Source organism: Kitasatospora sp. NPDC057904 (assembly GCF_042887925.1).
Lineage (GTDB): Bacteria > Actinomycetota > Actinomycetes > Streptomycetales > Streptomycetaceae > Kitasatospora.
Genome location: NZ_JBHVOL010000004.1, coordinates 48354 through 61608, shown reverse-complemented (window position 1 = coordinate 61608; position 13255 = coordinate 48354). Strand labels below are relative to the sequence as shown.

Below are 13255 nucleotides of genomic sequence, written 5' to 3'. Positions count from 1 at the left end.
ATTGCGCAGTTCCGGCCCGTTCACGGCGAGATTTCCGGCGCCGAGTTGACGATCCGATATGAAAATCATTACGAATTTTTACCCGGATACGGCTACCACCGGCTCCCCCGCATGGTTCAGTGGTCCGGCTTCCCCTGCCACCCGGAGTGATCACCTTGCCCACGTCCCCCGCCCTGGTCAGCGCGCTGCGCGAACTCGGCGACCGACCCGCCGTCGTCGCCGGCGGCCGCTCGATCAGCGGCATCGGCCTGCTGCTCGGCGTCTCCCCGCCCGGCGGACTGCCCGGAGCCGTCGCCGCCAAGGTCGCCGCACACTCCGCGCTGCCCGCGAGCACCGCCCGCGCCGCCGAGCAGCGGCTGCGGCACTGGGCGGGCGTCCTCGGCCCGGAGCCCATCCGGCACACCCTGCTCCACCCCGCGACCGACCTCGCCGTCGAGCTCGCCCTCGCCACCCTGCTGGCCGGCGGCACCGTCCACTGCGCCGACCCCGACCAGCGCCCCGAGGAGCAGCTCGCCGCCCTCGCCACCACCGGCACCACCCACCTCACGCTGCCCTCCGACCTGCTCTGGCGCCTCGCCCGCGTGCCCGGCCTCGCCGCCCACGACCTGTCCGCGCTGCGCCTCGTCCTGCACGTCGGGCCCGAGCCCCGGCAGGACGACGTCTACGCCGCCGTCGACGCGCTCGGCGCCGTCGTCGCCCACCTGCGCGAGCCGCACAGCGACGCCGAGGCCGCCGAGCACCGGCTGCGCGCCGCCGCCGCCACCGCCGCGACCGCCGCCTGGAAGCACGCCATCGGCATCACCGCCGAGCAGATCCGCGACTTCGGCGCACACCTCGACCACGCCGTCCTCGGCTCGCTCCTGCTGACCCTCCAGCAGTACGGCGTCCTCACCGACCCCGCCACCGGGCACACCGAGACCGAGATCCTCGACTCCGTCGTCGTCACCCCCGTCTACCGCCCCCAGGTCGTGCGCTGGCTCGACGCCCTCGCCCGGCACGGCCTGATAGCCCGGCACGACGACCGCTACGTCGGCGCGCCGCCGCTCGCCGCCGCCGAGGTCCGCGAGACCTGGCGCCCGGCCGCCGACGCCTGGGCCGACGGGCTCGGCCAGGCCGCCGCCCTCGACCGGGTCCGGCGCGCCGCCCTGCGCCTGCCCCGCCGGATCACCGGCCAGGAGCCGCCCCGCCCGGCCGTCCCCCCGCTGCGCTGGACCGCCGCCCGCGGGTACTTCGGCGCGGCGCTCGGCTCGCTCGTCCGCGGCATGGCCGAGGCGCACGACGGGCCCGCGCCGCTGCGGGTGCTGGAGCTCAGCGACGGCGACGGCACCGACACCGCGATCGCCCGCGCCCTGTCCGCCCGCCCCCGCCAGGTCGTCGAGCACCACCCGCTGCCCGACGGCGGCCGCTTCGACGTCGTCGTCGCCACCGGCGCCGGCGACCCGGACACCACCGTCGCGGAGCTCGTCCGCCTGCTGGCGCCCGGCGGCCGGCTGCTGCTCGTCGCGGCGACGGACGAGCAGCTCGACGTCCTCGTCACCACCGAACCCGACGCCCTCGAAGCGCCGGCGCCCGCGCCCGCTCCCGCCGAGGAGTGGCGCGCGGCGCTGACGGCGGCCGGCTGCGCGACCGTCCTCGCCCTGCCCGAGGACGGGCACCCGATGGGCCTGCTCGGCCAGCACCTGTTCGTCGCCCGCGTGCCCTGAGCCGCCGCACTAGGATCGAGGACATGGCCCGGTCCTCCCGGCACGCGGTCCCGCTCGCGTCGATCGCCTCGATCGCCTCGATCGCCTCGATCGCGTCGCTCGGCTCGCTCGGCTCGCTGCTCTCGATCGGCTCGGTCGGGTCGATCCTGTCGATCGGCTCGGTGGGCTCCTTCCTGTCCATCGGCTCGATCGGCTCGTTCGGATCCGTGGGTTCCATCGGCTCGTTCGCCTCCGCCGGCTCGATCGGCTCCGCGCTCTCCGCCCTGTCCATCGGCGCCTGGCGCAGCGTCGGCTCGCTCGGCGGCGCCCACGACCGGGCCGCGTGGTCCCACCCGCCCCGGCGGCAGCACGGTGAGCGTTTCGTGGTCGAGCGGTGAAGCCCGGGTCACGCACCGCCACCCGATGCGTACCATTTCGATACCGAAGCGGGGATGAGCTGCGAGGATCCTCGCCCGTCGGCCCCGGGCCCGGGTAGCATCCGCCTGGGCTCGTCACCGCCCGGCACGCGGGAGTTCGGGGACGGGCCCAGGCCTCCCGGCCGTGATGCAGGCGGCTCCTCCCGCCGTCGGCGGCCTCGGATCCGGGCGGCGGAACCCCGCGGGGCGTTGGCGGTCCCCGCGGACTCGACTCCGCGCGCCAGGGCAGTCGCGCGAACGGCGAAGGGCATCGTGTTGGCGGATCGGCTCACCGGCGGGGACTCCTCACTGCTGCGGCGGATCAACGCGGCGGTCACGCTCCGGGCGTTGCGGGCCGGCCACGCCGTGACCCTCACTCAGCTCGTCGGCGAGACCGGGCTCTCCCGGCCCACCGTCGAGGGCGTCATCGAGGGACTCGTCGACACCGGGCTCGTCGCCGAGGTCGACCAGCCCAAGGAGGACGGCCAGCCGGGCACCGGCCGCCGCGGCCGGCCCGCCCGCTGGTTCCGCTTCCGCGCCGAGGCCGGGCACATCCTCGGCATCGAGATCGGCGTGCACGACGTCCGCGTCATCCTCGCCGACCTCACCGGCGAGGTGCTGGGCAGTCACTTCAAGCCCGTCGACGAGACCCTGGAGGCCGAGGACCGGCTCGCCGCCGTCCGCACCGCCGTCGCCGAGGTGCTGCGCAAGGCCGGCATCTCGCGCGACAACCTGTGGGCCGTCGGCATCGGCACCCCCGGCATCGTCGACCGCGAGGGCACCATCCGGCTCGGCACGGCCATGCCCGGCTGGACCGGCCTCGACCTCGGCGTGCGGCTGCGCCGCTCCTTCCGCTGCCCCGTGCTGATCGAGAACGACGCCAACCTCGCCGCGATCGCCGAGCACTGGCAGGGCGCGGCGGTCGGCGCCGACGACGTCGTCTTCGTCATGGCCGGCCTCAGCCCCGGGGCCGGCTCGCTCATCAACGGCCGCCTGCACCGCGGGTACGGCGGCGCCGCCGGCGAGATCGGCGCGCTGCACCTGCTGGGCCAGGAGGTCACCCCCGAGCGGCTCCTGTCGACCACCGGCAAGCCCCTCAACCCGCTCGACGAGGCGGCCGTCGCCCGCGTCCTGCGGCTCGCGCGCGAGGGCGACGAGGTGGCCAAGGTCGCCATGGACCGCTTCCTGACCCGCCTCGTGCAGTCCGTCGCCGCCCTCGTCCTCGCGATCGACCCGCGCCTGGTCGTGGTCGGCGGGTGGGCCGCCGGGCTCGACGGCGTCCTGGAGCCGCTGCGCGAGCGGCTCGCCGAGTTCACGCTCCGCGCGCCCGAGGTGGCCCTGGCCGCGCTCGGCTCGGAGGTCGTCGCGATGGGCGCCCTGCGCGTCGCCCTGGACCACGTCGAGGAGCAGCTCTTCGCCGTCGACCCGCCCCGGGTCTGACACCTCCGGATGGGCGAACGACCGAGGCCCGGACGCCTGTGGGGCGTCCGGGCCTCGGTCCGAGGGTGGTGCGATGTGGTTCGCGGGCCGCCGTGGCTCAGGAGGCGGCGGTTCAGGAGCCGACGGTTCAGGAGGCGGTGCGCACCTCGGAAGACGAGGCGGCGGCGGAGGCCGCGACCGGGGTGACCTCGACGAGACCGGCCTCGCCGAAGGTGAGCTTGCAGGTGTCGGCGCGGTAGGTCGCGACGGCCAGCGCCACCAGGCGGCCGGCCGAGGCGTACTGGGTCGTCATCACCAGCACCGGCGAACCCGGCGGGCGCTCCAGCAGGACGGCCTCGTCGGCCTCGGCGACGCCCAGCTCGACCGCCCGGGACTCGCCGTCGACCTCCAGGCGCTCCAGCTGGCGCAGCACCGAACGGGCGCGGTCGCTCTCGGCGCGGAAGCCCGGCAGGTGCGGCAGCGCGGAGGCGGGCACGTGCAGCGACTCGGTGGCCACCGCCCGGCCCTCGACCAGCCGGACCCGGCGCACGGTGTGCACGGTGGCGCCCTCGGCGATGCCCAGGTGCTTGGCGAGCTGCGGGGAGGCCGGGGCGGTGGTGCAGTCCACCGTGCGCCAGGACTGGCTGCGCCCGGCACCGGGCCAGCCCTCCTCCTGCCGGTTGACCGGCACGCCGACGCGCGGGGCGGCGATCAGGGTGCCGATGCCGCGGCGGCGGACCAGGCGGCCCTCCAGCTCCAGCTGGTCGAGCGCCTGGCGCAGCGTCGCGCGGGCGACACCGAAGCGGGCGGAAAGCTCGCGCTCGTTGGGCAGCACCTGGCCGGTGGAGAACTCCGAGTCGATGGCGCGGAGCAGCACCGTGCGCAGGTGCCAGTACTTCGGCTCCGGTACCGACGTGAGCTGCCCTGTCGTCCCCACCGTGTCCTCCACCCTGTCGCGTCCGCCCGGCCGGAGTGGCGGGCTGAGAAGAGGGGCGGATCGCGGGCCCGCTGTCCGCTGTTGCGGCAGGTGGGAGAGCGGGCCTTTATCCGTCCTTCTTTATTAAAGGTCCTTGCAGTAAGCGACCCTAGGGGCATCTCGCGGAGATGGTCAAGACCAATGGCACGGCTTGGTGCGACCGTCGCGGGACTTCATGCCGCGTTCACGTCATTCACGTCCGGACGCGCGTCACGGCGCGGGCCGTACGCATCCACTCGGTAGGCTGCCCGGGTGATCGTGGTGACGAGTGTGAACGTGAACGGAATCCGGGCCGCCGCCAAGAAGGGCTTCATCGAGTGGCTGGCCGCCACCGAGGCGGACGTCATCTGCCTGCAGGAGGTGCGCTCCGAGCCCGGCCAGCTGCCCGTCGAGCTCCGGGACCTGGACGGCTGGCACGCCGTCTGGGCCCCGTCCGTCGCCAAGGGCCGGGCGGGCGTCGCCGTCCTGTCCCGCGCGGAACCGCAGCGGACGGCGATCGGATTCGGATCGGAGGAATTCGACAATTCGGGCAGGTACGTGGAAATCGACCTCCCGGGCCTCACCGTCGCGAGCCTCTACCTCCCCTCCGGCGAGGTCGGCACCGAGCGCCAGGACGAAAAGGAACGCTTCATGGCGGAATTCCTCGTCCACCTCACCGCCCTGCGCACCCGCGCCGCCGCCGACGGCCGCGAGGTCGTCGTCTGCGGCGACTGGAACATCGCGCACCGCCCCGAGGACCTCAAGAACTGGAAGGCCAACCAGAAGTCCGCCGGCTTCCTCCCCGAGGAGCGCGCCTGGCTCTCCCGCGTCTACGACGAGGCCGGCTACGTCGACGTCGTCCGCGCCCTCCACCCCGACCGCACCGGCCCCTACTCCTGGTGGTCCTACCGCGGCCGCGCCTTCGACAACGACTCGGGCTGGCGGATCGACCTCCAGGTCGCCACCCCCGGCCTCGCCGCCCGCGCCACCGACGCCCGCGTGGAGCGTGCCGACACCCACGCCGAGCGGTGGTCGGACCACGCGCCGGTGACGGTGGCGTACGCCGTGGCGGACTGAACGGCCGGCGGTCGCCGGAGAATCGTATGGAAATCAATAATTCCGGATGCGCTTGATCGCACATCAAGCATCCGGACGCACATCCCCGATGTGACCCTTGCCACAGCCGCGAGGGTCACATCATTCATTGGCGGCCGTTTACCTGGCCGAAACGATTCACGATGGCCTGATGCCGTGTGATCATTCGTCAAACCTTCATATTCGATGGCAGTGTGTGCGTAGCCGTACCACCCTTCTGCACCAAGTACACATGATCGTGTACACGATGACGAATGGCTGAACTGTGCGCACTACCCGGTCGGATCGCAACGACGCGACCACGCGGCCCCGCCTTCCAGATGAACAGCTCACGCTCCAGGAGTTCTCCCGGCTCGCCGGGCAGGTCGGGGGCTACCCCTATGTGAAGATCGTGCTCGACCGTCAGGAGTCGGTACTCCACTTCATCGACAGTGCCGACGGCACCCTCCACGTCCGGTACATCGCGAGCGAGATCCTCGGAATGTCGATCGACGAACTGGCCCGCGGGCTCGACGCGTTCAACGACGAGGTTTACCGGAATCCCGATCGCCGCTTCTATCTCGGCACCCTCGCGCACCACACCCACCACAGCCACCACACCCGCCACGGCGAATTCCTGTCCCTGGAAACGGTCGACGTCGACACCATGTCCCGGGAGATGCTGCGGCACTTCTTCCACCGGGTGCGCGAGCACGTCGACCCGGCGCTGCCGCTGGTCCTCAAGCCGGCCAACCACCGGCAGGAGGGCTACGTCGCCCGCATCCCGGAGAGCGAGATACCGCGCGTACTGTCCCACGAGCTCTACTCCACCGCCGCGTTCGTGCCGCTCGCGGCCGGGACGGCCCACGGGCGGCTGCGGGTGTTCCGGTCGGAGGAGGAGTACCGGGGTGATCCCGAGCCGCTGGCGTGGCACGACATCGTGGTGATGCCGCGGGTGCCCGAGGACATCCCCCGGGTGTCCGGGATCATCCACACCGAGCACACCACGCCGCTCTCCCACATCAACGTGATGGCCGCCGGCTGGCGGATCCCCAACGCCGTCGGCCTCGGGGCCGTCGAACGGATCGAGCGTGCCGGGCTCGCCGGGCGGTGGGTGCGCTACCGGGTCGCGGCGGACGGCGAGGACTTCCTCCTGGAGGCCGCGCAGCCGGGCAACCCCGGGGGCACGCGGCCCGCCGCGCCGGGCGACCGCGTCGTCGTGGACGTGCCCGACCTCACGCCCACCCCGATCGCCCCGCTGTCCGAGCTGCGCGCCGGCGACCACGTCCGGTTCGGCACCAAGGCGGCGGGCCTCGGCGAGCTCACCCACCTGCTGCAGCACGGCTCGCCGCGGTGGCTCGGCTTCTACCGCACGCCCCGGCCGCCCCGGGACAACCTGCTGCGCTACCTGGCCCGGCAGCTCGACCTCCCGGAGGACGCGGACGTCGCGGAACTCGATTTCGCCGCACAGCAGTTGGTGAAGGAGCATGCCCAGGTTCCGCGCGGGATCGTTCTGCCCTTCGCCCTCCAGCAGTGCTTCCTCGACTCGTCGGCAGAGCTCCGAGGAGTCGTCGGAGCGATCGATTCGGCTGTGTCCGACGGGACTTCGGCCCAGCGGGTCGAGGAGCTCTGCCTCGAAGCGCAGCGGCTGATCCGCGCCGTCCCGGTACCCGGACCGATCCGCACCGAGATCGACCGGGCCGTCGGCCGGCACCTGTACGGCGCACCCGTCCTGGTCGTCCGCAGCTCCTCCAACGCCGAGGACCTGCCCGGCTTCTCGGCCGCCGGCCTGTACGAGTCGGTGGCGAACGTCGGGAGTGCGGGCGGCATGGCCCCGGGCATGACCCCGGGCGATGCGCTCCTCGACGCGGTCCGGGAAGTGTGGGCGTCGCTGCTGTCGCCGCGCGCGGTGCTGCTGCGGAGCCAGGCCGGCATCCCGCCGGAGCACTGCCGCATGGGCGTGATCGTCCAGGAGCAGGTGGGTGCCACCGTCGGCGGCGTCCTGGTGAGCTGCAACCCGCTGAGCCCGGGGGACTTCCGCAACGTCCTCCTCAACATCTCGCCGCGCTCGGTGACCGACGTCGTCACCGGCCGGGGCGCCCCGATCCAGTACCTGTGCAACACGATGGAGGGCGGCAGCCGCACGGTCTCGCTGGGCACCGCCGGCGCCGACCTGGACGGCGGGACCAAGGACGTCCTGGGCCGGCTGGCCCTGATCAGCCGGCTGCTGCAGTCGCACTTCTCGCCCGACGAGGCGTACGACGCCCCGGTCGACGTCGAGTGGGCGGTCGAGGGCGACCGGATCAGCCTGCTGCAGGTGCGCCCCTTCCGCACCGCCGGCTGACGAGTCCCGCACCCTTGGCCCCCAGCCCTGAGCAGGCCTGCGCGAGGCAGCTCGCACGTGCCGCCGGGCCAACTGAACTTCCTTATGGAGAGCCGAAGTTGAACAAGATCCTGTACGTCTACGTCAAGGGCGGAGCCCCGCTCGAATACGCCTTCCCCCGCATCGCCGCCTGCGGCGAGCTGCACGTCCTCGCGCTGGCACCGCTGCCCACGACCGCGGAGGAGGTCTGGCGTCCGAGCTGTACGAGCATCGAACTCGTGCCGGACACCCCGCGCGGCGACGAGCTCGTCGAGCTGATCGTGGAGCATGCGAAGGCCCTCGGGGCCGACGCGGTGCTGACCCTCTCGGAGTTCGCCGTGCTGACCGTCGCGCACGCGGCGAGCCGGCTCGGGCTGGCCGGGGCCGGCGAGGGGATCCTCCGCGCCCGGGACAAGCGGCTGATGCGGGAGGCGTGGGCCGCGGCCGGCGTGCCGATACCCGCCTTCCGCCGGGTCGACAGCCTCGCCGACCTGGACGCCGCGCTGGCCGGGTTGACGCCCCCGCTGCTGCTCAAGCCGGCCTGGGGCGCCGGGTCGGTGGCACAGATCGTGCTGGACGCGCCCGAGGACGCCGCCCCGGCGTGGGAGGAGATCGAGCGCGGGCTGCGGGCCGGCAGCCGGGTCGGCATGAACGAGCTCTACGCCGCGGACACCGACCGGGACCGGCTGGTCGAGGAGATCGCCCAGGGCTCCACCGCGGGCTGGTACGAGGAGCCCGGCTACGGCGACTACGTGAGCGTGGAGGGGATCGTCGCGGACGGCGTCTACCACCCGCTGGCCATCACCGCCAAGCTGCCGACCGTGCCCTCCTTCGTCGAGGTGGCCAGCACCTCGCCCGCGGTCCTCCCGGTGCCGGTGCAGCGCCGGATCGAGGAGGTCTCGCGGCAGGCCGTCGACGCGCTCGGGCTGGAGAACTGCGGCACGCACACCGAGCTGAAGCTCATGGCGGACGGCGGGCTGGTGGTCATCGAGACCGCCGCGAGGTTCGGCGGCCTGCTGACGACCCGGCAGGTCCACGAGGTCTTCGGGCTCGACCCGATCGGCATGCTGGTGCGGCAGTTGCTCGGCGAGCGCGTCGACTACCCCGCGGCCATGCTCACCGACGGGGTGAGGGCCGCCGCGTCGGTGGCCGTCGTCCCGGCCGACGCGGCCGGGACGCCCTGGCGGAGCAGCCCGGTCTGGAACCCGCGGGCCGTGGACTGGCAGGGCCTGCTGTCGCCGGGCAGCACCATCGAGGCCGTGCCGGCCTTCACCCTGCCCGAGGGCGAGCCGGTCCCGGCCTTCGACCCGTCCGCGGGGTCGCGCAACTGGCTCGGCGTCTACCTGCTGACCGCCGTCGACGCCGCCACCCTGCACCGCGACTGCAACGCCGTGCTGAACGGCCTCGAAGCCGCCCTGCACCGGGCCTCCTCCTGATCCCGCCCGTCCCGACGACCGAGGTTCCTCCCATGCGCGTACTGTTCGCCGGCGCCCCCGGCTTCGGCCACCTCTTCCCGCTGGTCCCGCTCGCCAGGGCGATGCGCGGGCTCGGCCACGAGGTCGCGGTGGCCTCGATGGACGGCGGCGAGCCGGTCGCCGCGTCCGGGCTGCCGTACCTGTCCATCGCCCCCGGCGTCGACTGGCGCAAGGAGATCAGGGAGGCCGGCCGCACCCGGCGGCCCGACCTGATGGAGCGGGTGATCGCGACCAACTCGGCCGACCGCGAGGCGTTCGTGCCGCTCGCAGCCCACGTCAACAGCCGGGTGGCCGACGCGGTGGTCGAACTCGCCGCACGGTGGCGGCCGGACCTCGTGGTGTACGAGTACCAGTTCCCGGTGGCCCTGCTCGCGGCGGCCCGCCTGGGCGTGCCCGCCGTCCAGCACGACCTGGGCTTCGTCCGCACCCCGAAGCTGCGCGCGCTGATGCTCGCCGAGATGGCGGACACCTTCGCGCGGCACGGGATCGACCGGCTGCCCGAGCCGGCCGAGACCATCGACCTCGCACCGCCGAGCACGACGGGGGGCGACCTGTACGGCTGCTCGATGCGGCCCGTCTCGTACAACGGCGAGGGCGGCGTCCCGGCACCGCTGACCGCACCCGCCGGCCGGCCGCGCGTCGCGGTGACGCTCGGCACCGTGCCGCCCAAGACCGACGGCCTGACCAGGGTCGAACGGGTGATCGCGGCGGCGGCCGGCCTCGACGCGGAGTTCGTGCTGGCCACCGGCGAACTCGACCTGAGCACGCTCGGCACGCTGCCGGACAACGTCCGCGCGTACGGCTGGGTGCCGTGGCGGGCACTGCTGGACACCTGCGCGGCGGCGATCCACCACGGCGGCAGCGCCAGCGCGCTCGGCGCGCTGGACGCGGGCGTCCCGCAACTCGTGCTGCCCGACGGCTCCGACCGCTTCATCACCGCGGACGCCGTGCACGCCCGCGGCGCGGGGCTCCGGGCGAGTGCCGAGGAGATCGGCCCCGCGCTGCTGGAGCGGCTGCTCACCGACGAGGGGCTGCGCCGGGCCGCGCGCGAGGTCGGCGCCGAGATCGCGGCGATGCCGAGCCCGGCGGACGTGGCGCAGCGGCTCACCGGCCTGGCCGGCGCCACCCACTGAGCCGGGCGGCCGGTGCCCCGGCCGCGAACGCGCGGCCGGGTCCGGCCCGTACCCGCCGCCCGGTCCGCCGGGGTTGCCCCGGGTCCCGGCCCTCGGCCCCGGGCGGCCGGGAACGGCGACCTCACGCAGGCGTCCGTGCTCCGGCCGACTGGAGCGGTCAGAACGGTCCGGTGCCCAACTGCTCCGCCAGGAAGCGTTCGAGGGGCGTCAGCGGAACCTCCGGGCAGAGCCGTTCGGGGTGCCACCGGCCCGGTCCCTCCTCCTCGGGCGGCAGGACCGGAACGTGGACCCAGGAGCTTCCGTAGCTGATCAGCATGGACCAGAACGCCCGGGCGCACCGCCGGCCCCAGGAACGCAGGATCCCGGACACGCGACGGCGCGGGCGCCGCGCTGCTCGGCACCGAACCGCGCGCGGGCGGATCAGAGCGTGGGACGCCCGTCACTGAGCAGCCCGGCGTTGAGGAGCGCCAGGATGCGGGAGGCGCGCTTGGGGTCGGTGTGCTCGGCCAGCAGCGCCTCCCGGGTGGGGAAGTGCCGGTAGAGGGTGCCGATCCCGAGCGGCGCCGCCATCGCGATGGTGCTCGGCGCGCGGCTGATCGACAAGCTGGGCAGCGGGCCGACCTCCTTCATCGGCGGCATGGTCAGCATCGTCGCCACCCTCCCCTTCGTCGCCATCGGCTCCGACACCAACTACTGGTACCTCGGCGCCGCGATGGTGGTGCGCGGATTCGGCATCGGCCTGTGCGCGATGCCCGCGATGACGGCCGCCTACCGGGCCGTCTCGCCGATGAAGGCGGGACCGGGGGCACTGTGGCATGCCCGGCGCGGCACACCCGGCCCGGCACACCCGGCCCGGCGCGCCCGGCGTCGGCCCCGAACCCGGTTGCCTTGTCCATTACATGGCGTTACGTTTTCGTTACGTTCGATTGGGAAATCTGGGTGGAGCCCACTTGCTGACGTAGGTTTGGGTAAGGCCTAAAGAGATCAACGCGGGGGAAAGCAATGCTCAGCAGGCGTGTACGGGACTCCTATCGGCGGTTAAGGGACTCGCGCCAGGGCCGGAGCCGGGACGCCCACTTGCAGACCCACAGCCGTCGGTTGATGCGGCGACTGGAGCTGCCCGTGCCGCTCGACCCGGCGGAGCTGTGCGAGCGGCTCGGCGAGGACCGCGGCACGCCGATCCGGCTGATGCCGTGGGAGCTGCCGGTCGACGGGCCGTTCGGCATGCTGATATCGCGCCCGCACGAGGACGCCATCGTCTACCAGTCCCACACCACCAAGGCCCACCAGGCCCACATCATCCTGCACGAGGTCGGCCACATCGTCGCGTACGACCTCGCGGGCGGACGGCCCACCGAGGCCGGGCCGCACGGGTGTTACTCCGACCGGGACGAGCGGGACGCCGAGGTCATCGCCTCCACGATCATGCGGCACGCGATCACGCTCGGGCGCCGGGCGCAGCGCTACGGCATCGACGAGCCCTGGCAGCCCTCGGTGTACAACAGCCTGGTCCTGACCGACGGGCTGACGTGAGGGCGTTCGACTGCGTCGCCATCGTCACGCTGCTCGCCGGTACCGCCTGGACGCTGCCCGCGCTCGTCCGCCGCCGCTTCCGCGATCCCATGCGGCTGCACCTGAGCCTGTCCCTGCTGTTCATGGGGCTGGGCAACCTGCTGGCGCAGCCCCGCCTGGTCGCCCTCCTCGACCGGCGCACCACCGCCGGGGTCGCCAAGTGCAGCTACAACGCGCTGGTCCTGGTCGGGCTCTGCCTCATGGTCTCGTTCCTGCGGGAGCGCCCGATCAACCGCCGTACGGCCGGGCGCTCGTGGGAGGTGCTGCTGTGCGCGGCCTGTCTGGCGGGCATGGTCGCGATGACCGTCCTGCTGCCGCCGCCGCTCCGCAACCACACCCTGACCAGCCACTTCCTGCTCGACTGGCGGGTGCGGGTGTTCTACGACCTGGGCAACGTCTTCCTGTTCTCCGGGTACGCCGCGTGCGCCCTGCTCGCCCTGCGGCACTCGCGCGCCGGGCACCCGCTGCGCAGATGGTCCCTGGCGGTCATCGCCGCCGGCCTGATCGGGCTGGACCTGAGCTGCGTCTTCCGCGTCCTGTGGGTCAACCTGCCGGGGCTGCGCGCGCCCGGGACGCCGGTGACGTACGACGAGGACTTCGGCTTCGGCATCGCCGCCACGATCGTGGTGTGCGCGGGGCTGAGCCTGCCGTTCTTCGTGGGCCTGTTCCAGCTCCGGCGGGACCGGCGCGACCACCGCGCGCAGTACCACGGCCTGGAGGCGCTGTGGCAGCGGGTGGCGGTCTTCTACCCCGAACTGATCCTCGACCAGCGGAGTTTCGTCGGGCGGCAGCTGGGGCCCGTCGCGGACTACGCCTCGGCGACGTACCGGCGGTACGTCGAGTGCCGGGACGGGCTGACCCGGCTCGGCCCCTACCTCCGGCTCGCCGCCGACGAGTTGGCACCCGGCGGGGACGGTCTGCCGAAGGATCCGCGCGCGGCGGCCCGCATCGTCGACCGCGCGCTGCTCCTGTACGGGGCGCAGTCGCTGGGCGAGGCGGCGCCGAAGACGAACGCGCTGTTCATCCCGGGGCCCCGCGAGGCCTCCGACGACTACGAGAGCGACCTCGTCGGGCTGATCGAGATCTCCCGCGAGCTGCGGGCGCTGCGGGCCCAGCGCACGGGCGCGGCGTAGCCGCCCGGGCCGGTGCGCCGCCCGGCGCACCGGC

12 protein-coding genes are annotated in these 13255 nt (G+C 73.6%); 9 read left to right on the top strand and 3 right to left on the bottom strand.

Annotated features, from left to right (window positions below; translation table 11 throughout):
* The first annotated feature begins 155 nt into the window (after window positions 1-155).
* From ACFVSN_RS11970 to ACFVSN_RS11960, 3 genes are all read left to right on the top strand, one after another.
* Window positions 156-1703 (top strand): hypothetical protein, encoded by a 1548-nt coding sequence (locus ACFVSN_RS11970; RefSeq protein WP_387954762.1) that lies wholly within the window; start codon window positions 156-158, stop codon window positions 1701-1703.
* A 23-nt stretch (window positions 1704-1726) separates the two neighbouring features.
* Window positions 1727-2080 (top strand): hypothetical protein, encoded by a 354-nt coding sequence (locus ACFVSN_RS11965; protein ID WP_387954760.1) that lies wholly within the window; start codon window positions 1727-1729, stop codon window positions 2078-2080.
* Between the two features lie 294 nt (window positions 2081-2374).
* The gene (locus tag ACFVSN_RS11960; RefSeq protein ID WP_380442312.1) at window positions 2375-3538 is read left to right on the top strand and encodes an ROK family protein; all 1164 of its coding nucleotides are present in this window, start codon (window positions 2375-2377) and stop codon (window positions 3536-3538) included.
* 127 nt (window positions 3539-3665) lie between these two features.
* Here the strand turns inward: ACFVSN_RS11960 and ACFVSN_RS11955 are convergent, their stop codons facing one another.
* A complete protein-coding gene (locus ACFVSN_RS11955) occupies window positions 3666-4454 on the bottom strand; it encodes a GntR family transcriptional regulator (RefSeq protein WP_387954758.1) in 789 nt (262 codons plus the stop codon).
* Between the two features lie 291 nt (window positions 4455-4745).
* Between ACFVSN_RS11955 and ACFVSN_RS11950 the strand changes: the two genes are divergently transcribed.
* From ACFVSN_RS11950 to ACFVSN_RS11935, 4 genes are all read left to right on the top strand, one after another.
* Window positions 4746-5549 carry an exodeoxyribonuclease III gene (locus ACFVSN_RS11950; RefSeq protein ID WP_387954756.1) on the top strand — a complete coding sequence of 268 codons (804 nt, stop codon included), beginning with the start codon at window positions 4746-4748 and terminating at the stop codon, window positions 5547-5549.
* A 283-nt stretch (window positions 5550-5832) separates the two neighbouring features.
* On the top strand, window positions 5833-7890 hold the full coding sequence (locus ACFVSN_RS11945) for a PEP/pyruvate-binding domain-containing protein (RefSeq protein WP_387954754.1): 2058 nt from the start codon (window positions 5833-5835) through the stop codon (window positions 7888-7890).
* 98 nt (window positions 7891-7988) lie between these two features.
* The gene (locus ACFVSN_RS11940; protein ID WP_387954752.1) at window positions 7989-9344 is read left to right on the top strand and encodes an acetyl-CoA carboxylase biotin carboxylase subunit family protein; all 1356 of its coding nucleotides are present in this window, start codon (window positions 7989-7991) and stop codon (window positions 9342-9344) included.
* A 32-nt stretch (window positions 9345-9376) separates the two neighbouring features.
* Window positions 9377-10516, top strand: a complete 1140-nt coding sequence (locus ACFVSN_RS11935; RefSeq protein WP_387954750.1) for a nucleotide disphospho-sugar-binding domain-containing protein — start codon at window positions 9377-9379, stop codon at window positions 10514-10516.
* Window positions 10517-10673: 157 nt separating this feature from the next.
* On the opposite strand, the gene ACFVSN_RS11930 is transcribed toward ACFVSN_RS11935, so the two are convergent.
* The gene (locus tag ACFVSN_RS11930; RefSeq protein ID WP_380442279.1) at window positions 10674-10832 is read right to left on the bottom strand and encodes a DUF6059 family protein; all 159 of its coding nucleotides are present in this window, start codon (window positions 10830-10832) and stop codon (window positions 10674-10676) included.
* Between the two features lie 104 nt (window positions 10833-10936).
* Window positions 10937-11173: a hypothetical protein gene (locus ACFVSN_RS11925; RefSeq protein WP_380442277.1), complete on the bottom strand. Its 237-nt coding sequence runs from the start codon at window positions 11171-11173 to the stop codon at window positions 10937-10939.
* Window positions 11174-11617: 444 nt separating this feature from the next.
* Between ACFVSN_RS11925 and ACFVSN_RS11920 the strand changes: the two genes are divergently transcribed.
* Both ACFVSN_RS11920 and ACFVSN_RS11915 read left to right on the top strand, forming a co-directional pair.
* Window positions 11618-12049 (top strand): hypothetical protein, encoded by a 432-nt coding sequence (locus ACFVSN_RS11920; RefSeq protein WP_387954748.1) that lies wholly within the window; start codon window positions 11618-11620, stop codon window positions 12047-12049.
* The gene (locus ACFVSN_RS11915; protein ID WP_380442273.1) at window positions 12046-13221 is read left to right on the top strand and encodes an MAB_1171c family putative transporter; all 1176 of its coding nucleotides are present in this window, start codon (window positions 12046-12048) and stop codon (window positions 13219-13221) included. Before ACFVSN_RS11920 ends, ACFVSN_RS11915 begins: the two co-directional genes overlap by 4 nt.
* Window positions 13222-13255: the final 34 nt, after the last annotated feature.

Excerpts from the sequence above, each read along its gene's own strand:
- ACFVSN_RS11965 (WP_387954760.1), top strand. The coding sequence starts at position 1,727 with ATGGCCCGGTCCTCCCGGCACGCGGTCCCGCTCGCGTCGATCGCCTCG.
- ACFVSN_RS11935 (WP_387954750.1), top strand. The coding sequence starts at position 9,377 with ATGCGCGTACTGTTCGCCGGCGCCCCCGGCTTCGGCCACCTCTTCCCG.
- ACFVSN_RS11930 (WP_380442279.1), bottom strand. The coding sequence starts at position 10,832 with ATGCTGATCAGCTACGGAAGCTCCTGGGTCCACGTTCCGGTCCTGCCG.
- ACFVSN_RS11920 (WP_387954748.1), top strand. The coding sequence starts at position 11,618 with ATGCGGCGACTGGAGCTGCCCGTGCCGCTCGACCCGGCGGAGCTGTGC.